Annotated in this window: 20 protein-coding genes; 12 read left to right on the top strand and 8 right to left on the bottom strand. The window is 61.0% G+C overall.

From position 1 onward, the window contains the following. Nucleotides 1–201: 201 nt before the first annotated feature. Nucleotides 202–681, bottom strand: a complete 480-nt coding sequence (locus tag AB4N76_RS10155) for an Lrp/AsnC family transcriptional regulator (RefSeq protein ID WP_030129517.1) — start codon at nucleotides 679–681, stop codon at nucleotides 202–204. Between the two features lie 435 nt (nucleotides 682–1,116). Here AB4N76_RS10155 and AB4N76_RS10150 point away from each other — a divergent pair, with 435 nt between their 5' ends. Continuing rightward, entirely contained in the window at nucleotides 1,117–2,163 is a 1,047-nt protein-coding gene (locus AB4N76_RS10150; RefSeq protein ID WP_046028694.1) for a DUF6515 family protein, read from the top strand. Here the strand turns inward: AB4N76_RS10150 and AB4N76_RS10145 are convergent. Both AB4N76_RS10145 and AB4N76_RS10140 read right to left on the bottom strand, forming a co-directional pair. Continuing rightward, nucleotides 2,148–3,053, bottom strand: coding sequence for a cation diffusion facilitator family transporter (locus AB4N76_RS10145; protein WP_077431215.1), 906 nt, complete (start codon nucleotides 3,051–3,053; stop codon nucleotides 2,148–2,150). The two genes, AB4N76_RS10150 and AB4N76_RS10145, sit on opposite strands and share 16 nt — an antisense overlap. A gap of 30 nt (nucleotides 3,054–3,083) precedes the next feature. Then, nucleotides 3,084–3,503, bottom strand: coding sequence for a hypothetical protein (locus AB4N76_RS10140; protein WP_046028688.1), 420 nt, complete (start codon nucleotides 3,501–3,503; stop codon nucleotides 3,084–3,086). Between the two features lie 110 nt (nucleotides 3,504–3,613). Between AB4N76_RS10140 and hrpB the strand changes: the two genes are divergently transcribed. After that, nucleotides 3,614–6,130: an ATP-dependent helicase HrpB gene (gene hrpB, locus AB4N76_RS10135; RefSeq protein ID WP_460164432.1), complete on the top strand. Its 2,517-nt coding sequence runs from the start codon at nucleotides 3,614–3,616 to the stop codon at nucleotides 6,128–6,130. Nucleotides 6,131–6,256: 126 nt separating this feature from the next. Here the strand turns inward: hrpB and AB4N76_RS10130 are convergent, their stop codons facing one another. Beyond that, nucleotides 6,257–7,177: a LysR substrate-binding domain-containing protein gene (locus AB4N76_RS10130; protein WP_046028870.1), complete on the bottom strand. Its 921-nt coding sequence runs from the start codon at nucleotides 7,175–7,177 to the stop codon at nucleotides 6,257–6,259. Nucleotides 7,178–7,402: 225 nt separating this feature from the next. On the opposite strand from AB4N76_RS10130, the gene AB4N76_RS10125 reads away from it, so the two are divergent. The 5 genes from AB4N76_RS10125 to AB4N76_RS10105 all read left to right on the top strand — a co-directional run bounded on the left by AB4N76_RS10125 (nucleotide 7,403) and on the right by AB4N76_RS10105 (nucleotide 13,317). Then, nucleotides 7,403–8,896, top strand: a complete 1,494-nt coding sequence (locus AB4N76_RS10125) for an aldehyde dehydrogenase (RefSeq protein WP_046028686.1) — start codon at nucleotides 7,403–7,405, stop codon at nucleotides 8,894–8,896. Nucleotides 8,897–8,927: 31 nt separating this feature from the next. Then, a complete protein-coding gene (locus AB4N76_RS10120) occupies nucleotides 8,928–10,298 on the top strand; it encodes an aspartate aminotransferase family protein (RefSeq protein ID WP_109786332.1) in 1,371 nt (456 codons plus the stop codon). A gap of 395 nt (nucleotides 10,299–10,693) precedes the next feature. Further along, on the top strand, nucleotides 10,694–11,680 hold the full coding sequence (locus AB4N76_RS10115; protein WP_046028681.1) for an ABC transporter substrate-binding protein: 987 nt from the start codon (nucleotides 10,694–10,696) through the stop codon (nucleotides 11,678–11,680). 9 nt (nucleotides 11,681–11,689) lie between these two features. Continuing rightward, the gene (locus tag AB4N76_RS10110; RefSeq protein WP_046028679.1) at nucleotides 11,690–12,493 is read left to right on the top strand and encodes an ABC transporter permease; all 804 of its coding nucleotides are present in this window, start codon (nucleotides 11,690–11,692) and stop codon (nucleotides 12,491–12,493) included. Continuing rightward, nucleotides 12,481–13,317 carry an ABC transporter ATP-binding protein gene (locus AB4N76_RS10105; protein WP_077431220.1) on the top strand — a complete coding sequence of 279 codons (837 nt, stop codon included), beginning with the start codon at nucleotides 12,481–12,483 and terminating at the stop codon, nucleotides 13,315–13,317. Before AB4N76_RS10110 ends, AB4N76_RS10105 begins: the two co-directional genes overlap by 13 nt. A gap of 117 nt (nucleotides 13,318–13,434) precedes the next feature. Here the strand turns inward: AB4N76_RS10105 and AB4N76_RS10100 are convergent, their stop codons facing one another. Both AB4N76_RS10100 and AB4N76_RS10095 read right to left on the bottom strand, forming a co-directional pair. Continuing rightward, a complete protein-coding gene (locus tag AB4N76_RS10100) occupies nucleotides 13,435–14,511 on the bottom strand; it encodes an endonuclease/exonuclease/phosphatase family protein (RefSeq protein ID WP_460164431.1) in 1,077 nt (358 codons plus the stop codon). A 235-nt stretch (nucleotides 14,512–14,746) separates the two neighbouring features. Further along, the gene (locus AB4N76_RS10095; RefSeq protein ID WP_077431222.1) at nucleotides 14,747–15,421 is read right to left on the bottom strand and encodes a YciC family protein; all 675 of its coding nucleotides are present in this window, start codon (nucleotides 15,419–15,421) and stop codon (nucleotides 14,747–14,749) included. Between the two features lie 178 nt (nucleotides 15,422–15,599). On the opposite strand from AB4N76_RS10095, the gene AB4N76_RS10090 reads away from it, so the two are divergent. From AB4N76_RS10090 to AB4N76_RS10080, 3 genes are all read left to right on the top strand, one after another. Further along, complete coding sequence (locus AB4N76_RS10090; RefSeq protein WP_046028675.1) at nucleotides 15,600–16,373, top strand: DUF2076 domain-containing protein; 774 nt, start codon at nucleotides 15,600–15,602, stop codon at nucleotides 16,371–16,373. 138 nt (nucleotides 16,374–16,511) lie between these two features. Then, a complete protein-coding gene (locus AB4N76_RS10085) occupies nucleotides 16,512–16,991 on the top strand; it encodes a LabA-like NYN domain-containing protein (RefSeq protein ID WP_007946629.1) in 480 nt (159 codons plus the stop codon). Nucleotides 16,992–17,013: 22 nt separating this feature from the next. Beyond that, on the top strand, nucleotides 17,014–17,625 hold the full coding sequence (locus tag AB4N76_RS10080; protein ID WP_046028672.1) for a 3'-5' exonuclease: 612 nt from the start codon (nucleotides 17,014–17,016) through the stop codon (nucleotides 17,623–17,625). Between the two features lie 177 nt (nucleotides 17,626–17,802). Here AB4N76_RS10080 and AB4N76_RS10075 read toward each other — a convergent pair whose 3' ends face one another. Beyond that, nucleotides 17,803–18,261, bottom strand: coding sequence for an Lrp/AsnC family transcriptional regulator (locus AB4N76_RS10075; RefSeq protein ID WP_046028670.1), 459 nt, complete (start codon nucleotides 18,259–18,261; stop codon nucleotides 17,803–17,805). 163 nt (nucleotides 18,262–18,424) lie between these two features. On the opposite strand from AB4N76_RS10075, the gene yedA reads away from it, so the two are divergent. Continuing rightward, nucleotides 18,425–19,351, top strand: coding sequence for a drug/metabolite exporter YedA (gene yedA / locus AB4N76_RS10070; RefSeq protein WP_046028668.1), 927 nt, complete (start codon nucleotides 18,425–18,427; stop codon nucleotides 19,349–19,351). A 78-nt stretch (nucleotides 19,352–19,429) separates the two neighbouring features. Then, the gene (locus tag AB4N76_RS10065) at nucleotides 19,430–20,764 is read left to right on the top strand and encodes a DEAD/DEAH box helicase (RefSeq protein ID WP_460164430.1); all 1,335 of its coding nucleotides are present in this window, start codon (nucleotides 19,430–19,432) and stop codon (nucleotides 20,762–20,764) included. Nucleotides 20,765–20,887: 123 nt separating this feature from the next. Here AB4N76_RS10065 and AB4N76_RS10060 read toward each other — a convergent pair whose 3' ends face one another. Next, nucleotides 20,888–22,129 carry a TIGR03862 family flavoprotein gene (locus tag AB4N76_RS10060; RefSeq protein WP_460164429.1) on the bottom strand — a complete coding sequence of 414 codons (1,242 nt, stop codon included), beginning with the start codon at nucleotides 22,127–22,129 and terminating at the stop codon, nucleotides 20,888–20,890. Between the last annotated feature and the right edge of the window lie 221 nt (nucleotides 22,130–22,350).

The raw sequence follows: 22,350 nt of genomic DNA, 5'->3' as shown, positions 1-22,350 counted from the left end.
ATCTCCAGCGCGGGCGGGGCTAAAAGGGCGCGGGGAGTATACGCCTCGCTGGCTGCGTACAGTATTGACCTGCGGCGGTGTGTCGCAGCTATTCGTCGCCTGTGCCGGCCCCATCGCGGGCAAGCCATGCTCCTACGGGTTTGCATCTGCCACGAATCCGCACCAGATCTGTAGGAGCAAAGCTTGCTCGCGATAGCGTCTTCAGTTACGCAGATGAGTCAGGGGCAATTCAGTGCTGTTGAGTACCTGGTTCAGCACAAAGCTCGAACGAACGCTGGTGACCCCTTCAATCCGGGTCAGGTGCCCCAGCAGTAACTTCTGATAGTGATCCATATCCGGCACCACCACCTTGAGCTGATAGTCGGCGTCCATCCCAGTCACCAGGCTGCATTCCAGCACTTGCGGCAATGTACGAATCGCCGCTTCGAAGTTCTCGAAGCGTTCCGGGGTGTGCCGGTCCATGCCGATCAGCACGTAAGCCGTCAGGCTCAAACCGAGCATTTTACGGTCCAGCAGGGCGACCTGGCGGGTGATGTAGCCGTCGTCCTCCAGTTGCTTGACCCGGCGCGAGCAAGGCGAGGGGGACAAGCCGATGCGTTCGGCCAGCTCCTGGTTGGAGATGCGCGCATCACGCTGCAATTCCGCCAAAATGCTCAAGTCGTATCGGTCGAGTTTGCTCATCAATGAGGCCTTTGTCGTAACTATTGCGGCAGATTATCTATCCAAGGTTAAAAATTGCGCAAGTGATGTTTATTTGAGCAATCTTCGCAATCCTCTGCCGGCGCCCCAGGCCTATTCTTATCACCAGAATCACTGCTCGGACAAACAGTCCACAGCGGCTCGCCCAATCAGGCCAGCCGCGGCCGCCACCCCCACCGGGGATGTGCCGGCCCCCGAGCTGCACACTGTCCAGAAGACGGGGTGAGGTGAGCCGACGTCATAAGCGTCGAGCACGGACGAAGTTCTCAAAGGGAGGCCGACGGGTCTCCCTTTTCTTTTGCCTGCGATTTCTGCACGGCCCTCAATAAATAAGTTTCGCGACTGATAACCTGTTTCAGAACCGGCCTGAACTTTCCCAGTCTTACGTACAGGCCCTAACCCGTAGTGAGGAAAAGCATGAAGTCGCGCATCTGGCGTTTGGCCGGTGTTGGTTTGTTGTGTGTCGGTGTCACTGCGCAATCGCTGGCCGATGATCAACAAAACCGTGGTCCCGATGGCGGGCAGCATGAGGGCGGCGGTCATCAGGGCAACGGTCAGGGGCATGGCGGTAACAATCAGCCGCACCCGCAGAACAACGACATCATTCGTGGCGACAACAGCCGCCAGTTCGAGCACAACGGTCAGGGTCAAAACAACGGCCAGCGGGAAAATCAGAACCATCCTGCGCCGGACTTCAACAGCCGGGTTCGCTCGCCGCCACCGCCGCCGCAATTGCCAGCGAATGACCTGCCGATTGACCCGCCGATCCACAGCCGCCCCGACTCCGTGCGCCAGACCCAGCCACCGCAGCGTGGTTACTATCAGGATGTGCCTCGGCGTAACGATTACAACCAGCACTGGAATGGCTACACCGGTGCGCCGACCAATGACAATCACTGGCAGGGCGGTCGTCCGCCGGGGCATGGCAATGGCTGGGGACCAGGGCCGCGATACCGTCCGGGTCAGGAAATTGATCGCTTTCCGGACCGCGAATACCGCGTGCCTTACCGTGGCATGGATTACTTCTATTCCGGCGGTTACTGGTATCGCCCGCTGGGGCCGCACTATGTCGTGGTGCAACCGCCGCGCGGGATTCGTGTCAGCTATTTGCCTGACTATGCCGAGCAAGTCTTGATTGGCGGGTCGATGCTGTTTCTGGCGGCCGGCTCGTATTACGCCTATCAGGAGAGCACTCAGGATTACATGGTGGTCGAGCCTCCGGTTGGAGGCCCGCAAGCGCAACAACCGGCCAGCAATAGTTATGACGTGGAGGCGTATCCGGCCAACGGGCAGTCGCCGGAGCAGATCAGTCGAGACGGTTACGAGTGCTACCAATACGCGGTGCAGCAGAGTGGCTTCGACCCGCGAACCGCTACCTACCAACCGGACTCCGCGGTGGTCCAGGCCTACCGACAAGCCGAGGGCAATTGCCTCGGCAGTCGCGGTTATCAGGTCACGTTCTGAGCCTTGGCGGCCAGCACCACTTCCTGCGGGTCGGCGTGCACCAGCACTTCGGCTTTCGGGTAGGCGGCATGAATCGCATCGGCCGCCTGGTCGCTGATGCCGTGGGCGACAGACAGCGTCAAACTTCCCGGCAACTCCAGGTGCAATTGCACGAACCACTGGTTGCCGGAAATCCGCGTGCGCAGGTCATGCGCCCCTAAAACCCCCGGCACACTGCAGGCCAGTTCGAGCATGTGCTGGCTGACTTCGGGCGGCAGTTCTTCATCCATCAACACCGTAAAACTTTCCCGTGCGATCTGAATCGCGCTCCACAGAATGTAGATGGCAATGCCCAGGCCAAACCACGCATCCAGCTGATGCCAGCCAAACCCGGCCAGCACCAGTGCCACCAGAATGCTGCCGTTGAGCAGCAGATCCGAACGATAATGCAGCGAGTCCGCACGCACCGCGTTGGAGCCCGTCGCCTTGACCACCCGGTGTTGAAGCATCAGCAATGCCAGCGTCAGCACCAGGGAAAATACGATCACCCCGATGCTGATCCACGGTGCTTCCACCGGTACGGGATGCTGGAGCCGATCAAAGGCCTGCAGGGCAATCAGCACCGCACTGCCGCCAATGAACAGCGCCTGAGCCATGCCCGCCAGCGACTCTGCCTTGCCATGCCCGTAACGGTGATCGTCATCGGCCGGGCGCAAGGCGTAATGCACCGCCAGCAAGTTGAGCAGCGAGGTGACGCCGTCGAGCGTCGAGTCGGTCAATCCGGCGAGCATGCTCACCGAACCGCTCAACCACCAGGCGATGCCTTTGGCGACGATCAGCGTACAGGCCACCGCCACCGAGGCACGGGTCGCCAGCCGCAGCAGGCGGGCATGTTCGGAGCTGGAATTCATAGGGGCGGCATTTTCCTTTGGGTGAACCGATTACGCGGCGGGTTGCAGGCCGAACATGGCCAGTTGCTGGGCGCTGCCCTTGTGTTGAATCAGGCGTGGGTCGTCCAGCGGAAAGCTGCGGCCCAATTCTGTTTCGAGAATAGTCTGCAACTTGTGATTATCGACCTTGCCGTCGGCGCCGATCGCTTCCTTGAGTTTTTCCGGAGCAACCTGTGCGGTCTTGCCTGGTTCGAAATAGATCGCCCCGGTGGCGAAGTCCACGGCAAAGGCGATCAGGCCGGGGATGATGTAGAACAGCAGGCCCACAGCATCCAGCGCCGCGACAGCCGGGTCGATCTTGCCGTCAATTTGCCCACGGCGATCGGGATAGAAAATCGAGCCGCACGCCGTAACCTGGGTCAGCAGGGTCGCGACCAATACACCGCCAATCAAGCGAAAGGGAACACGCATGGAAAAACTCCTGAGTCATCTGGAAAACGAAGCGTCGTTGTTATGAATTAGGACCGCGACAAACGTCGAGCAGTTCGTCGTTATACTCGCCGCTCTGTTTGGGAGCCAGCATGAATTCTTTGCCGATTGATGAAGTTTTACCCGCCCTGCGTGAAGCCTTGGCGACACGCCACGAAGCCGTGCTCGAAGCACCGCCCGGTGCCGGTAAAACCACGCGCGTGCCCTTGGCCTTGCTCAATGAGCCCTGGCTGGCCGGGCAGACCATCCTGATGCTTGAACCGCGTCGTTTGGCGGCGCGGGCGGCGGCAGAGCGCTTGGCCAGTGAGTTGGGCGAGAAGGTCGGTGAAACCGTCGGCTATCGGATTCGGCTGGACAGCAAAGTCGGGCCCAACACCCGCATCGAAGTGGTCACCGAAGGCATCCTCACGCGACGCCTGCAAGATGACCCGGCGCTGGAAGGCGTGGGTTTGCTGATCTTCGACGAATTCCACGAACGCAGCCTCGACGCTGACCTGGCGTTGGCCCTGAGCCTGAATGGCCGGGAGCTGTTTCGCGACGATCAACCGCTGAAAATCCTCTTGATGTCCGCAACCCTGGAAGGTGAACGCCTGGCCGGGTTGCTGGACGACGCGCCGATCCTGCGCAGTGAAGGGCGCATGTACCCGGTGACGATGTGTTGGGGCCGGCCGTTTCAGCCCGGTGAGTTCATCGAGCCGCGCCTGGTGCAAACCGTCCTCGAGGCCTTGAACGATGAAACCGGCAGCCTTCTGGTGTTCCTGCCGGGGCAAGCGGAAATCCGTCGAGTCCATCAACAATTGGCCGATGCGCTGGGCGACAACACGCCGGTGCTGCTTTGCCCGTTGCACGGCGAACTGGACCTGGCCGCGCAGCGAGCCGCGATCGACCCGGCACCCGCAGGCAAACGCAAAGTGGTGCTGGCGACCAACATCGCCGAGACCAGCCTGACGATCGATGGCGTGCGCGTGGTCATTGATGCCGGGTTGGCGCGAGTGCCGCGTTTCGACCCCGGCAGCGGCATGACTCGCCTCGACACCCAGCGCATTTCCAAAGCCAGTGCCACTCAACGCGCGGGCCGGGCCGGGCGGTTGGAGCCGGGCGTGTGTTATCGCCTGTGGTCGCAGGATCAACACGAACAACTGGCGGCGTATGCCAGTGCGGAAATTCTCTCGGCCGATCTCGCGGGCCTGGCGTTGCAACTGGGACGCTGGGGCGTGACACCGGGTCAGTTGGTTTGGCTGGATGTACCGCCGGCCGCTGCTTATGCACAGGCGCAGGATTTGCTGGATCGTCTGGGCGCGCTGGATGGCGACACATTGACCCGTCACGGTCAGGCCATGGCTGAACTGCCGGCGCATCCGCGCATCGCGCATTTGCTGTTGCGCGGGCAGGCGCTCGGTTTGGCCGACATGGCCTGCGATGTCGCGGCATTGCTCGGCGAGCGCGATATCTTGCGCGGCGCCGGGGCGGATCTGCACAGCCGCTTGGTGCTGTTGTCCGGCGAAGAACGCGCCGCGCGCGGTGCTCAGGGTGGCGTTCAACGGGCCCGGCAACTGGCGCGGCAATATCGTGGTTATTTGCGCGGCAAAGCGTCGGAACCGGTCAGCGATCCCGATCATTCACGCTGGCTCGGCGCGTTGCTGGCGCTGGCCTATCCCGACCGCGTGGCCCAGCAACGACGGGCCGGTGGCGCGGAATATCGCCTGGCCAACGGCCGTGCGGCGCTGTTCGCCGAAGCGGACAGTTTGATGAAGCAACCGTGGCTGGTGGTCGCCGATCTCGGCAGTCGTCAGGGCCAGCGTGAAGAACGAATTTATCTGGCGGCGGATTTCGATCCGGCACTGTTCGACACGGTGCTCGCCGAGCAAGTGCGCAACGTCGATCAACTGGATTGGGACGAGCGCGAAGGCGTGCTGCGCGCCGAGCGTCAGCGCAGGGTGGGCGAGTTGATCCTCAGCCGCGAACCGTTGACCGGCCTTGATGAAACCGCTCGCAGCCAGGCTTTGGTGAACCTGGTGCGGCGCAAAGGCCTGGAGCTGTTGCCATGGACGCCGGAGCTGCGTCAGTGGCAGGCGCGGGTCGCGTTGTTGCGCCAGTTGGACCTTACCGGCAAGGGCGACAGTGAGTGGCCGGATGTCAGCGACGTCGCCCTGCTGAAAAATCTGGAACAGTGGCTGATGCCGTATCTGGGCAAAGTCTCGCGGCTCAGTCACTTCGCCAATCTGGACTTGTCGAGCATCGTCCACAACCTGCTGCCGTGGCCGCTGCCGCAACGGCTGGACGAGCAGGCGCCGCATCATCTGAGCGTACCGTCGGGTTCTTCGATTCGTCTGGATTACAGCGAACAGCCGCCGATTCTGGCGGTGCGTTTGCAGGAACTGTTTGGCCTGGCCGAGACACCGCGCATTGCCGGTGGCCGGCAAGTGGTCAAGCTGCACCTGCTGTCGCCTGCGCGGCGCCCGGTGCAGGTGACGCAGGATTTGGCGAACTTCTGGCGCAGCACCTATGCCGAGGTGAAAAAGGATTTGAAGGGGCGGTATCCGAAGCACTATTGGCCGGACGATCCGCTGGTGGCCGAAGCGACGGCGCGGATCAAACCCCGTAAGTAACGTTTACTCTGATCGTTCCCACGCTCTGCGTGGGAACGCCGCCATGGACGCTCTGCGTCCGCCTTTGTGACGCGGAGCGTCACGGGATCCATTCCCACGCGGAGCGTAGGAACGATCAAATAACGATCAAGGTTTGGTCTGGGCCTTGGCGGTCAATTGCTCCCGGCAATAATCGGCAAACAACTGCGCCGGTTTGGTCAGTTGCCCGCGCTTGAGCCACGCTGCCACCAGCCCTGAGCCGGTGACGTCTTCGACGATGTCCACGCACACCACTTTCTGGCCGTCGTAGGTGCACTCCGAATGCGGCCGCGTGACCAGGATCGAAAAGCCGAACCCTTGGCCGACCATGCCCCGGACCATCTCGATTGACGGTGAGCTGAAGGCAATGTTCGGCGACAGGTTCAATTCTTCGAAGAGGCTGACGAAGTAGGTCCGGCTCGGTTGCACATCCAGCAGAATCATCGGCTCCAGGCACAGATCGCGCAGCGACACTTGCTTGAGCTGGGCAAAGCGATGATCCGCCGGCAGCAGCGCATAAGGTCGCTGCGCCGGCATCAGCGGTTCGGTCTGGATGGTGGCGTCGAGGTCGTGCTCGTACAGGATCGCCAGGTCGAACGTGCCCGACGTCAGGCCTTGTACCAGCTCTTGCTGCTCACCGTCGCGGATGCGGATTTTCACCCCCGGATACAGCGCCGAGAACCCGGCGATCAGTTGCGGCAAGTACAGCGGCGCGACCGTTTCGAAGCAGCCGATATCGATTTGCCCGGCCACCACGTCGTTGTCGGCCAGGGCGTTCTGTTCGAACTCCTTGGCCATGCGCAGCAGCTCCTGAGCCTTGCGGTAGAAGCGCGCACCGCTCGGGGTCAAGGACACGCCCTGGGCGTGATGACGGATCAGCAATTGCACGCCGAAGCTGTCTTCCAGGCCTTTGATGGCCGTGGAGATCGCCGGCTGGGCGATGTACAGCTTGCGCGAGGCCTCGGCGACGCTGCCGCATTCGACGGTGGTGATGAAGTATTTCAGTTGACGCAAGTTGTAGGCAGCCACGGCAAACCTCGGGGTGGATGATCCAGGCATCCAGGCAAATTTCGCGCCGACTGCGTCCGTTCTGACGACGGTGTTGTTGTGCCTGAACAATAACCACATACCGCGCCACGGGGGAGGTTGGCTGCCCAGTTTTTTCATGGTCTGCGAAAACATTTTTACTATTTTTCGTGGACACGGGGCTGGGCCACCATCCAATCACAAGAAAAGCCCCTGGAGCATCTGAACGTGTTCGAGCTTGCATACTGGCAACACAAAGCCGCTGCGCTGCAGTTTCCCGACCGGGCCTTGATCGACGGCAAACTTCGTGCGGCACAGTCCGGCCAGACGTTCGCCGCGATCAACCCCGCCACTGGCCAATGCCTGGCCAACGTCACCGCGTGCGGCGACGAAGAGGTCAACGCTGCGGTCAGCAATGCACGACAGGTGTTCGACGCCGGCACGTGGTCGGCGCGTTCGCCCATTGAGCGCAAGCAAGTGCTGCTGCGCCTGGCTGACCTGATCATGACCCATCGCGAAGAACTGGCACTGCTGGACTCGCTGAACATGGGCAAACCGGTGATGGACGCCTACAACATCGACGTGCCGGGCGCCGCCGGGGTGTTTCGTTGGTACGCGGAAAGCCTCGACAAACTTTACGACCAGATCGCACCCAGTGCGCAGAACGTCCTGGCAACCATTACCCGTGAAGCACTGGGCGTGGTCGCTGCCGTGGTGCCGTGGAATTTCCCGCTGGACATGGCCGCGTGGAAACTCGCGCCGGCCTTGGCCGCTGGCAATTCGGTGATTCTCAAACCCGCCGAGCAATCACCGTTCTCTGCGTTGCGCCTGGCCGAACTGGCGCTCGAAGCAGGCTTGCCGGCAGGCGTGTTGAACGTGCTGCCCGGCCTCGGCGAGCAGACCGGCAAAGCCCTTGGTTTGCACCCGGACGTGGATTGCCTGGTGTTCACCGGTTCCACCGAAGTCGGCAAATACTTCATGCAGTATTCCGCGCAATCGAACCTGAAACAGGTGTGGCTGGAGTGCGGCGGCAAGAGCGCGAACCTGGTGTTCGCCGATTGTCAGGACCTGGACCTGGCCGCCGAGAAAGCCGCGTTCGGGATCTTCTTCAATCAGGGCGAAGTCTGCTCGGCCAACTCGCGATTGCTGGTGGAGCGTTCGATTCATGACGAATTTGTCGAGCGCCTCATGGCGCAGGCCGAACGCTGGCTGCCGGGTGATCCGCTGGACCCGGCGAGCGGCGCCGGGGCGATTGTCGACAGCCGCCAGACCGCGCGCATCATGAAGTTCATCCAGCAAGCCGAACGTCAGGGCGCGACCAAGGTGTGCGGTGGCCGGCAGTCGATCTTCAACGGCTCTGACAACTTCATCCAACCGACGATTTTTACGGGTGTGAGCCCGGACATGCCGCTGTTTCGCGACGAGGTGTTCGGCCCGGTGCTGGCCGTCACGGCGTTCGATGACGAGGCCCACGCCTTGCAACTGGCCAACGACAGCGTCTACGGTCTGGCGGCTTCGCTGTGGACCGATGACCTCAATCGCGCCCACCGTGTGGCGCGGCAATTGCGAGCAGGGACGGTCTCGGTCAACAGCGTCGATGCACTCGACGTGACCGTGCCGTTCGGCGGCGGCAAACAGTCCGGTTTCGGTCGTGACTTGTCGCTGCATTCATTCGATAAATACACCCAGTTGAAAACCACCTGGTTTCAGCTGCGCTCATAACAGCCGCTAATAACAAAACGGAGAACTGGCGATGACATCACCACGTGAAACCCGCGACTACCAGGCCGCCGACGCTGCGCACCACATCCACGCATTCGTCGATCAAAAGGCACTCAATGACGAAGGACCCCGGGTGATGGTGCGTGGCGAGCGCCTGCACCTGTGGGACAACGACGGTCGGCGTTATCTGGACGGCATGTCCGGGTTGTGGTGCACCAACCTCGGTTACGGGCGCAAGGATCTGGCGGCGGCGGCGACTCAGCAGCTTGAGCAGCTGCCGTACTACAACATGTTTTTCCACACCACCCACCCACAGGTCATCGAGCTGTCGGAGCTGCTGTTCAGTCTGCTGCCGGGGCACTACAGCCACGCGATCTACACCAACTCCGGCTCCGAGGCCAACGAGGTGTTGATTCGCACCGTGCGCCGTTACTGGACGATCCTCGGCAAGCCCGAGAAGAAAGTCATGATCGGGCGCTGGAACGGTTACCACGGTTCGACCCTGGCCGCGACGGCGCTCGGTGGCATGAAGTTCATGCACGAAATGGGCGGCATGCTTCCCGACATCGAACACATCGATGAACCGTACTTTTTCGCCCACGAAGGTAACCTGACGCCGGCTGAATTTGGCCTGCGGGCCGCGCAGCAACTGGAAGCGAAGATTCTCGAACTGGGCGCCGACAAGGTCGCAGGTTTCATCGCCGAACCGTTCCAGGGCGCGGGCGGGATGATCTTTCCGCCAGAGAGCTACTGGCCGGAAATCCAGCGCATCTGCCGCAAGTACGACGTGCTGTTGTGCGCCGACGAAGTGATCGGCGGCTTTGGTCGCACCGGCGAATGGTTCGCCCATGAACACTTCGGTTTCGAGCCGGACACCTTGTCCATCGCCAAGGGCCTGACTTCGGGTTACATCCCCATGGGCGGGTTGATTCTGTCGAAGAAAATGGCCCAGGTGCTGGTGGAGCAGGGCGGGGTATTCGCCCACGGCCTGACCTATTCCGGGCACCCGGTGGCGGCGGCGGTGGCGATAGCCAACCTCAAGGCGTTGCGTGATGAGGGCGTGGTGACGCGGGTCAAGGATGACATCGGCCCGTACCTGCAACAGTGCTTGCGCGAGGTGTTCGGCAATCACCCGTTGGTGGGTGATATCCAGGGTGTCGGCATGGTGGCGGCGCTGCAATTGGCCGAGGACAAAACCAGTCGCAAGCGCTTTGCCAACGAGAATGACATCGCCTGGCGTTGCCGCACGATCGGCTTTGAAGAGGGCGTGATTATTCGCTCGACGCTGGGGCGGATGATCATGGCGCCGGCGTTGATTGCCACTCGGGAAGAGGTTGATGAGTTGGTGGGTAAAACCCTGAAAGCGGTGGATCGCACGGCTCAGGAATACGGCCGCCTCTGATATTGCTGGAAGGTCCTGCGGACCTTATCGCGGGCAAGCCCGCTCCCACAGAAATGTGTGTCGGTTGCAAAAATTTGGTACGGCACAGGACCTGTGGGAGCGGGCTTGCCCGCGATAGCTATTGTCCAATCGCTACACTTTTTCAGTCTTGCACCCTCCTTGGGCATCCCCGCCCGCAATGCCCTTTGACCGTGCGCACTACCCAGTTTTTTCATCACTCCCAACGACATATTTCCTGATTTTCCTATTCCCGGCCTTGGGCCAACATCGACTTCGCCAGTCAGCCGAACGCTGCTCACCGAAAGGTCCATCAGAGACCTCAGGTGACAGCTGATGTCCAAGGCCACTGGCCGTACTGCCCATCAAAACTAAATCAACAGCTTTGGGAGTGCTCCATGATCAAGTCCTTGCTTACCCGTTTCGCTCATCCCCTGGCGGTCACCGCCATTGCCGCCACGGTCGCGACCAGTGCCCAGGCCGGCACCCTGTCCATCGGCCATACCACGTGGGTCGGTTACGGCACCCTCTACCTCGCCCAGGACCTGGGCTACTTCAAGGAAAACGGTCTGACCGTTGAATTGCCCGTCGTCGAAGAAGCGTCGATGTACATGGCCGCCCAAGCCTCGGGCGAATTGTCGGGCTCGGCGTCGACCATCGACGAAGTGCTGAAATACCGTCCGCAATTCTGCTTCAAAGCGGTCGCCGCACTGGATGACAGCCATGGTGGCGACGGCGTGCTGGTAGGCAAGGACGTCAAGAGTTTGCAGGAGCTCAAAGGCAAGGCGGTGGCGGTGAACGAAGGGTCGACCTCGCAGTTCTGGTTGTCGTATCTGCTGAAAAAACACGGCATGACCATGAGCGACATCACCGTGCAGAACATGACAGCTGACGACGCCGCGACCGCGTTCATCGCCGGTCGCGTGCCGGCCGCCGTGACCTGGGAGCCGCATCTGTCGATGGTCCGTGACAAGCAGCAAGGCAAGGTGTTGATCGACAGCAGCAGCACGCCGGGCGTGATTGTCGACGTGGTTGCGCTGAACTGCTCGGTCATCGAGAAGCAGCCAGAAGACGTAAAAGCCTTGGTCGCCGGGTTGTACAAAGCGGTGAAATACACCCAGGAACACCCCGAAGAAGCCTACAAAATCATGGCCAAAGGCGTCGGCGGTTACCTCGCCGATCCGAAGGAACTGGCCGCCGCCGCGCAAGGCGTGCGCTTCTACGATCAGGCCATGAGCGAAAAACTGCTCGGCTCGCCAGGCAAGCCGGGCGACAGCGCACCGTTGATCAAACTGGCCAACGAAACCGCCAGTGAATTGCAGGGCAAGCCCTACAACGTCAGCAATGACGACCTGATCGACAACCGTTTCGTCAGCCCGCTGTAGGAGGTTTGCATGTTCAAGCGCAATTCATGGCTGAGCCGCTGCATCACGCCCAAGACTGGCCTGCCGGTGCAGGTCATCTGGAGCGCGAGCGGTCTGGCCTGGGTTCTATTGATCGGTCTGTGGGCCGGGTTGTCTTACGGTGGCGTGGTGCCGGGGATGTTCCTGCCGACGCCGGGCGCGGTGGTTGAGGCCGCCGTGCGCCTGAGTCGCGACGGCACACTCGGTCTGCACGTGTGGGCCAGCCTCGAAGTGGTAGTGGTCGGTTTTGTTGTCTCGTCGCTGGTGGCGGTGCCGCTGGGGTTGTTGATGGGCAGCTTCCGCATCGTTCAGGCCTTCCTTGAACCGATGGTCAATTTCATCCGCTACCTGCCGGTGACCTCGTTCGTGCCGCTGTTCATTTTGTGGATTGGTATCGGCCTGGAGCAACGAGTCTCGGTGATCATCTTTGGTGTGTTCTTCCAGCAACTGGTGATGATCGCGGACGTGTCCAAGGGCATCTCCAAGGACCTGATCAATGCGTCCTATACCCTCGGTTCCAATCGTCGCGATGCGGTGCTGCATGTGATCGCCCCGGCGTCGTTGCCGGGTGTGCTCGACACCTTGCGCGTGACCATGGGCTGGGCCTGGACCTACCTGGTGGTCGCTGAGCTGGTCGCCGCTTCCAGTGGCCTGGGTTACTTGAGCCTCAAAGCCATGCGTGGCTTTCAAGTGGATGTGATTTTCCTGGCAATCGCGATCATCGGCCTGTTGGGCCTGGTCACCGATCAACTGTTTCGTTTCCTACGTCTGAGGATCGCCGCATGGGCTCAGTAAGCGCCGTCAACCCTCGCTTCGTCACACCCTCGGCCGCGCCGGTACAGGCCGCCCCAAGGCTGCAAGTGGACAAGGTCAGCCTGCGCTATCAGAAACCTGACGGTGGCATGTTCACCGCACTGGAGCAGGTGTCGTTCGAGGTGCCGGATCAACAATTCGCCGTGCTGGTCGGGCCTTCGGGCTGCGGCAAGTCGAGTCTGCTGTACCTCACCGCCGGCCTCAACGAGCCCACGGAGGGCGAGATCTACGTCGGTGGCCAGCAAGTTCAGGGGCCGGGCGCGGATCGCGGCATGGTGTTCCAGAGCTACACGTTGTTCCCGTGGCTGACGGTTCGCCAGAACGTCGAGTTCGGTCTCAAACGTCGCGGCATGGCGGCGGCACAGCGCAAGGAAATCGTCGACTACTACGTCAATGAAGTCGGCCTCACCGGGTTTGCCGACAACTACGCCAAGCAGTTGTCCGGCGGCATGATGCAGCGTGTGGCGATTGCCCGGGCGCTGGCCAATGATCCGCAGATCCTGCTGATGGATGAACCGTTCGGCGCGCTCGACAGCCAGACCCGCCTGCAAATGCAGCAGCTGTTGCTGCGGGTTTGGGGTAACAGCAAGAAGACCGTGTTGTTCGTGACCCACGATATCGACGAGGCGGTTCTGCTCGGCGACCGGGTCTACGTGATGGGCGCCAGGCCTGGGCGGATCAAGCAGATTCTCGACGTGCCGATCGAACGCCCACGGACTCTGGACATGGTCATGGAGCGCTCGTTCATCGACATGAAGCGCAAGATCTTCGGGCTGCTGCATGACGATCTGGAAGAGGTTCATTGAACCTGCGCGATCCCTGTGGGAGCGGGCTTGCCCGCGATTGCATTCTGTCAGTTGGCATGTATTTAACCTGACACACCGCTATCGCGGGCAAGCCCGGCTCCTACAGGTTTTGCATTGTCAGTTGGCGGGCAAAAGGAACCTTGCGATCACCGGCAAGTGATCGGAGATGCGCAACGTATCGTCCTGCCTCACCGTTGCTTCGACCCGTTTGATGCGCGGGCTGTAGAACAGGTAGTCGACCGTCCGGTCCGGGCCGCTCAAGCCTGGATCATTCGGGTAATGCGTCAGCCACTGTGCCCGATCGACGCCGCTGGCTTCGTTGTTGGTCGGAATCATCGGGTACTTGTCCCACAGCACATGTAGCGCGCTGTCGGCGGAGTAGGGGGTGCGTTGCTCGTCGGGCAGTCGGCGAAATTGCCCCAGCGGCAGCAGGTTGAAGTCGCCACCAATCAGCCACGGCGTGCCACGGCTTTCGAACTTGTCGAGGACTTTGGTGACGGCTGTCACTTGGGCTTGCAGTGTTTCGTCGGGCTGGGTGGCGCGGTCCAGATGGGTATTGAGCAGTGCCATCTGCCCGCCGTCGTTCAGCGGCAGATAAGTGACCAACACGGCGTTTTTCGGTTTGAATTGTCGGCTGATGAAATTGGCCGGTTCGACCGGCAATTGCAGGCGTTCGGCGTGTTCGATCTGGTAACGGCTGAGCGTTGCCAGTTGCCGACCGACACTGCCGGAGATGTGTGGGTCAGGCACGAAGTCGGCCTTCCAGTCGAAGGCACGGACGCTGCACGGATACAGGTCGGCGACCCGTTCTTGCAGGAGCTTGAACTGGTTCTGGTAATCGCTGGCCTTGGCGCCGTCATCGAGTTCCTGCAACAACACAACGTCGGGGTTTTCGTCGCGAATCACCCGCGCCACTTCATCGAGGCTGAAGGCCATGTCTTCAGGGGTGGGGCTTTCGTCATCGCCCTGGGCCAGATCGTTCCAGAACACATAGCGCTTGCCCGCCAGGTACTGAACGTTCCAGGTCATCACTTTCAAGGCCTGGCCGGGCACCAGCGTCGGTGCATGGGCATTGCAACTGACCGGCAATACTTCCTTGGCGTCGGGGCGCCACGTCAGGTTGTAGATCAGCAGTGCGAAAAAGCCGATGACTGTCAAAAGGCTTAGCAGGGTGTAGCGCAGTAGACGGGGCATGGCTCGGCTTATAGCGTTACAAAAGATGGCCCGAGCATAACCGAGCGTCGGACGTAAGCCCAAGGGCCAAACGCAATAGCCGTAACACGCACCTGTAGCAGCTGGCGAAGCCTGCGTCCGGCTGCGCAGCAGTCGTAAAATCGGTGCCCACGATGCATCAGGTAAACCGCACGCGCTGGATGACGACTGCTACGCAGCCGGACGCAGGCTTCGCCAGCTGCTACAGGGGAGGCAGTCAAAGTGGCCGGTCAATCTGCTCGGGTGCATCGCCGATCAGCATGAACAAACGGAACAGCACCACGCTGGTGAACAGTTGCAGGAAGCTGTGAGCACTGTCGATCAGCAGGGAAATCACCGGGTTCTGTGGCTCCGGGTACACCGCGAGGGTGGCACCCTTGAGCAGCCACAACGGGGCCATCACGCACAGGATGCACACCAGAATGCGCATGAAATGGCCGCGGGTCAGGCGCAGGCTTTCTTTCATGGCCGCCAGTGGGGTCATGCCGCGCAGCACCAGCAAATACTCGCCGAACGCCAACGTCACCATCAGCCAGATGCCCGGCAGGAAATACAGCGAAAGGCCGAGCAGAATCAGCAGGGTATTGAGCGCCGTCAGCAGGGCGAAGCGCGGCCACAAGTAGGCGGACCTCGCCAGCAGGTCGCGATTGCGCGGTGATTCACCCCGGCTGCGGGCGTCGAGAAACAGGATCAGGGCGGCGGTGTACAGCGGATAAACCAGCAAGCCGACGATCACGCTGACGCCGGGGAAACTGTCCGGTTCGGTGGAGTGGTCGACCACTTGTTGCAGCAGCGCCTCGAAGATCACCAGCGGCAAGCACAGTTGCACGATCTGGCCCAGATTGCGCTTGAAGAAATACAAGGAGTCACGCAGCACGTCGAACGGATTCATCAGTCGGTATCGCAGGTTGGAAGCAGTGGTCCACTTTAACCGATGAAACACTTGGAAACGCAAACGTAAACGTTAGGTAAAGCTCATTGAAACAACTTGTTTCAGTCTCCATTAAGGTCGAGCACCTTATCCTCTTTGGAAAAGGACAACGATTTCCCCGGCAATCTACGAGGTCGCCATGAACAGCGAAGAACAAACCCTGATCGATGGACTGTTTTCCCGGCTGCAACAGGCCGAAACGGATTCAGCCCCGCGCGACGCCCAGGCCGAGGCGCGGATCAAGGAGCACCTGACTCGCCAGCCTGCGGCCGGCTATTTCATGACCCAGGCCATTCTGGTTCAAGAAGCCGCCATCAAGAGCCTCGACGAACAGAACAAACAACTCACCCAGCAAGTGCAGCAATTGCAGGCCGAACTGCAATCGGCCAAGGCACAGACAGCGGCCCCGGCCCCGAGCAGTGGTGGCTTTTTGTCGGGCATCTTCGGCAGCAGCGCCCGTGATCCGCAGCCGGCCCCGACCCAGAGCGCACCGCCGTCCACCGGTGGCTGGCGTGAACCGGCACGGCCATCGTTCAACTCACAAGCGCCACAGCAGAGCTTTGGTACCGCACCACCCCAACAAAATTACGCACCTCAGCAGCAAGCGCCGGCGGCGGGCAGCGGTTTTCTCGGCGGTGCGCTGAAAACGGCGGCGGGCGTGGCGGGTGGCGTGATGCTGGCACAAGGCATCAGCAGCCTGTTCCATCACAATCAGCAACCGGAAGTGGTTGAAGTCATCAAGGAAGAACCGGCTCCGGTCAATGACCAGGGCAACAATGACCAGGGCAACAATGGCTGGGGCGATGACCAGCGCATGGCCGACAACTCCAACGATCAGGGCGGTTTTGCCAACACTGACTACAGCGATGACGACTCATCGTTCTTCGGCAGCGACGACGACTCCTTCGTCTGATATGCCATTCGTCCGGGGCGCGACCGTGCCCCGGGCCGATTATTCGCGGAACAATCCTTCGGGCTGGCATACTGGGCAACTTTTCGGGCCAGGTGCCTGATCTCGCCTGCGCGCCTGTGCGCCAAGAGGAAGCCCGCGGTGAAAAAAATCGCAGTGTTCGCCGATGTTCAAAACCTCTATTACACCGTGCGTCAGGCCTACGGTTGCCACTTCAACTACGCCGCGTTGTGGGCTGACATCAGCAAACAGGGCGAGATCGTCGAGGCCTATGCCTACGCGATCGATCGCGGTGACAGCAAGCAGCAACAGTTTCAGCAGATCCTGCGCAATCTCGGTTTCACCGTGAAGCTCAAGCCCTATATCCAGCGCAGCGACGGCTCGGCCAAGGGCGACTGGGACGTGGGCATCACCCTCGACATCATGGACGCCGCCGATCATGTCGACGAAGTGGTGCTGGCCTCCGGTGACGGTGATTTCGACATGCTGCTGGAACGCATCATCAGCAAACACGGGGTGCAAGCGGTGGCCTATGGCGTACCGGGCCTGACCGCCAACTCGCTGATCCGCGCCGCCAGTCGTTATGTGCCAATCGAAGGCGCCTTGCTGCTCAAGAATTGATTTTTACGGAGTTGAAACAGGTTTGGAACGCATCGCAGTCATCGACTTTGAAACCACCGGGATCTCCCCGAGCAGCAGCTGCCGGGCCACGGAAATTGCCGTGGTCATCCTTGAAGAGGGGCGCATCGTCGAGCGTTACCAAAGCTTGATGAATGCGGGCGTGCGCGTCCCGGCGTTCATCGAGCAACTGACCGGCATCAGCAACGCCATGCTGCGCACCGCGCCGTCGGCGGAGCAGGTGATGAACGAGGTGAACGAGTTCGTCGGCTGCACTCCGTTGCTCGCGCACAATGCGGCGTTCGACCAGAAGTTCTGGGACTTCGAACTGGGGCGGATCAAACGTACGCGTTTGCAGAACTTTGCCTGCTCGCTGCTGCTGGCCCGGCGCCTGATGCCCGCCGCGCCGAACCATAAGCTCGGCACGCTCACCACATTTGCCAACCTGCCCGATACGGGCAAGGCTCACCGGGCCATGGCTGATGCCGAGATGGCCGCGAACCTGACGACGCACTTGATGGAAGAATTGCAGCGCAGGCATGGGCTGCGTGAGTTGTCCCATGATTTGCTGTGCGGCTTGCAGAAAGTGCCGGCGGCGAAGATCAACGAACACCTCAAGCGCCATCGCGGGTTCTAATACCACCGCAAACTCCCCTGTCCCTGATCGTTCCCACGCTCCGCGTGGGAACGCCTCATCGGACGCTCTGCGTCCGCTCTTGGGACGCGGAGCGTCCCGAGCTGCATTCCCACGCAGAGCGTGGGAACGATCCAGTCACCCTCAATGTTGACTGTTAAACCGCCATCGCGAGCAAGCTCAGCTCCTACAGCCATTGCCTTCGATGTGCCCCAGCGGCACGCGCTTCTCTATCGCACTCGACAACACAATCGACGTCTTGCTGAAGCCAAACGTGGCAATCCGGTTGATCAACTCCTCCAGCTCCGGCATCGAGCCCACCGCCGCTTGCATGATCACGCACGGATCGCCGGTCACCCGGTGGCATTCGGTCAGTTGCGGGATTTTGATCAGGTCGTCGTAGGCCTTTTGATTGCCATGCTGGTTCAAGCGCAGCTCGATGATGCACTGGATCGGCAAGCCGAGCTTGGCCATGTCGACTTTTGCCTGATAACCGGTGATCACACCGCTGGCTTCCAGCTTGGCCACACGCTCGGCCACGGCCGGGGCGGACAGGTTGACTTTGCGTGCGAGGTCGGCGTAGGACGCACGACCGTTTTCCAGCAGGGCACTGAGCAGCATGCGGTCGTATTTGTCCATGGTCGTCTTCCTGAAAAGTGACTGACTTTCGAAAGCACGGTTTATATCGATAATCACCGTTCTTTGAAAAGTGTACCGGCGCTATAAACAGGTTTTGTAACTTATTTTTAGCCGTTGGCCTTTCTAGAATAGCGGTTCTCTTGTCTTTGCCTGCGAGCGCACCATGCCTGGCCTTCGTCGCTTTCCCTTACCGTTGATCGCTGCCTTTTTCGCCTTGTACGTGATTTGGGGCTCGACGTACCTGGTGATTCGCATCGGCGTGGAATACTGGCCGCCGCTGTTGCTCGCCGGGGTCCGCTTCGTGATCGCCGGGTCGTTGATGTACGCCTTCCTGCGCTGGCGCGGGGCGCCGGCACCCACCTGGGCGCAGTGGAAAGCGGCGGGGATCATCGGGATTTTGCTGCTCAGCTGCGGCAACGGCGCGGTCAGCGTGGCGGAGCACACGGGCGTGGCCTCTGGTGTCGCGGCGTTGGCGGTAGCGACGGTGCCGCTGTTTACCTTGCTGTGCGGCTATTTCTGGGGCGCGCGTAATACTCGCCTGGAATGGGCCGGGATTGTGCTCGGACTGATCGGCATCGCCATGCTCAACCTCGGCTCCAATCTGCAATCGAGTCCGTTGGGCGCGGCATTGCTGGTGTTTGCCGCCGCCTCCTGGGCGTTCGGTTCAGTGTGGAGTAAACATTTGCCGTTGCCCCAGGGTGCCATGGCCAGTGCCGTGGAAATGCTGGTGGGCGGCGTGGTGTTGCTGATCGGCAGCGCGGTCAGCGGTGAGCATCTGCAAGGCATGCCACCGATCGAAGGCTGGGCGGCGCTGGCGTACCTGACCGTCTTCGGTTCGATCATCGCGTTCAACGCCTACATGTACCTGCTGAAACATGTGCGTCCGGCGGCTGCCACCAGTTATGCCTACGTCAATCCGGCGGTGGCGGTGTTGTTGGGGATCGTGTTTGTCGGCGAGACCATAGGGATCGAAGAAGGGCTGGCGATGCTGGTGATCATCAGCGCCGTGGTGTTGATCGGTTTGCCGCAGTGGCGTCGTACGCCTGTGCAGCCGACTGTAGCCGCGCCGACAGAATCGCGAGTGAATTAGGGTAAACTGCGCGCCATTGCATCTTGTTTTGCACACTTGTTTTGAAAAACCCGCGCTGAATTTTCCTACGGTACTCCCATGACTTTCGCCACCCTTGGCCTGATCGAACCCTTGCTGCGCTCTCTCGAGACGCTCGGCTACCAGACCCCGACGCCGGTTCAGGCGCAAGCCATTCCGGCGGTGCTGGCCGGTCGCGACCTGATGGCCGCCGCTCAGACCGGCACCGGCAAGACCGCCGGTTTTGCGCTGCCGCTTCTGCAATTGCTGGCCATGGAAGGGCCGAAAGTCACCGCGAACTCGGTGCGCGCACTGATTCTGGTGCCGACCCGTGAGCTGGCGGAACAGGTTCACGAAGCCGTGAGCCAGTACGCCGAGAATCTGCCGTTGCGCACTTACGCGGTGTACGGCGGTGTCAGCATCAACCCGCAAATGATGAAACTGCGCAGCGGCGTCGATCTGCTGGTGGCGACGCCGGGCCGTTTGCTCGACCTGTTCCGTCAGAACGCGCTGAAGTTCAATCAGCTGCAAACCCTGGTGCTGGACGAAGCGGATCGCATGCTCGATCTGGGCTTTTCCGAGGAGCTGGGGAACATTTACAAGGCGCTGCCGAAGAAGCGTCAGACGCTGTTGTTCTCGGCGACGTTCTCCGATGCGATCCGCACGCTGGCCGGGCAAATGCTCAACGACCCGCTGAGCATCGAAGTCAGCCCGCGTAACGTGGCCGCCAACACGGTGAAACAGTGGGTCGTGACGGTCGACAAGAAGCGCAAGCCGGAGTTGTTCATTCACTTGCTGCGCAAGGGCAAGTGGAAGCAAGTGCTGGTGTTCGCCAAGACCCGTAACGGTGTGGACGCACTGGTGGAAAAACTTCAGGGCCTGGGCGTCAATGCCGACGGCATTCACGGCGACAAACCACAGGCAACGCGCCAGCGCGCACTGGACCGTTTCAAGGCCAGCGAAGTGCAGATCCTGGTGGCGACGGACGTCGCGGCCCGTGGTCTGGACATCGAAGACTTGCCGCTGGTGGTCAACTTCGACCTGCCGATCGTGGCCGAAGACTACATCCACCGCATCGGTCGTACCGGCCGTGCGGGCGCCACTGGGCAGGCCATTTCGTTGGTGTGTGCCGATGAAGTGAATTTGCTGTCGGCCATCGAGACGTTGACCCGTCAGACATTGCCTCGGCAAGTGGAGCCCGACTTCGAACCAGAACACCGCGTGCCGGACACCGATGCCAGCGGTCAGGTCGTCAAGAAGCCGAAAAAACCGAAGAAGCCAAAGACCTCCGGTGGCGGCAAGCGCAACCTGGGCAAGTGGGTTGAGAGCGGGGATGCTTCGGCGCCGGAGCCTTCGATCAAACCTGTGCGTAAAGTGCCGGTGTTCAACACCGGGCCGCGTAAGCGTAAGCCTTAACAGCTGCGGCGAGGTGATCGTTCCCACGCTACGCGTGGGAATGCCTCAATGGACGCTCTGCGTCCGCTGTTGGGACGCAGAGCGTCCCGGGCTGCGTTACCACGCAGAGCGTGGGAACGATCATCAGTGGCGGTGTTTCAACCACTCCACCATCCCCATCCCCGCCGCACGCCCGCTGGCGAAACACGCGGTCAGCAGGTAGCCGCCCGTCGGCGCTTCCCAGTCCAGCATCTCCCCCGCGCAGAACACGCCAGGCAGTTGCTTGAGCATCAATCGCTCATCCATTGACTCGAACAGCACACCGCCAGCACTGCTGATGGCTTCGTCCAGTGGACGGGTTTTTACCAGCGTCAGTGGCAACGCCTTGATCGCTTTGGCCAGCAGCGCCGTGTCGCTGAAGCAGTCGGCCGGGGTCTGTTCACGCAGTAACGCTGCTTTGACCCCATCAATGCCCAGCTGACTGTGCAGGTGTTTGGCCATCGAGCGTGAACCGCGAGGTTTGCTCAGTGCCGCCTGCACTTTATCCACAGGCCTGCCGGGCAGCAGGTCGAGATGAATAGTTGCGCAGCCGTGCTGGTTGATGGCATCGCGAATCGGTGCCGAGAGGGCGTAGATCAAACTGCCTTCAATCCCGGTGGCGGTGATCACGCATTCGCCGAGCCGTGGAACGTCGTCATTGAGGCCGATGGCGATGTTTTTCAGCGGGGCGCCGGCGAATTTACTGACCATCAGTTCGCTCCAGGCCTGCACCTCGAAGCCGCAATTACTCGGTTGCAATGGCGCCAATCCTACTCCGCGCTGATCCAGTGGCAGCATCCAGGCACCGTCCGAACCCAGGCGCGACCAACTGCCGCCACCGAGGGCCAGCAGCGTGGCGTCCGGCGCCAGGTTTTTTTCACCCTCGGGGCTTGAGACTCTCAGGCTGCCATCGGTATTCCAGCCGAGCCAGCGGTGGCGGGTGTGGATAACTACGCCGGCGTCTCGCAGGCGTTTGAGCCAGGCCCGCAACAGCGGCGCGGCTTTCATGTCGGTCGGAAACACCCGGCCGGAACTGCCGACAAAGGTTTCGATACCCAGGTCATGAATCCATTGGCACAGCGCGTCGGCGCCAAAGGAGCGCAGCAGCGGTGCAATCTGCGGGGCGCGCTCGGCGTAGCGCGAAAGAAACGCCGGATAGGCTTCGGAGTGGGTGATGTTCATGCCGCCGACACCGGCCAGCAGGAATTTTCGTCCCACTGAAGGCATGCCGTCGTAGAGGTCGACCTTGATCCCGGCCTGGCTCAGGACTTCCGCCGCCATCAGGCCGGCAGGGCCACCGCCGATGATGGCGACTTGAGGGGAGGGTGGATTCGACGGCTGGGTCATGATGAGCGCTGCAGTGTGGCGGAATAGCCGCGCATTCTAGCAGTACCCAATTACTGTGGGAGTGGCGGTGCGGCGATCCGACTTGCCCGCGATAGCGGAGTGTCAGTCAACAAAGACTTTGAATTTGCCGGCCTCATCGCGGGCAAGCCCGCTCCCACAGTTGATCTTCGATGGTTTCAGAAGAGCTGTTCAAAAAACAATCATCAAGTTGTAGCCCATGC

Source organism: Pseudomonas sp. S2_F03, assembly GCF_054668335.1.
Note: the sequence above shows the minus strand (reverse complement) of the source record. Positions and strands in the feature narration are given on the sequence as shown.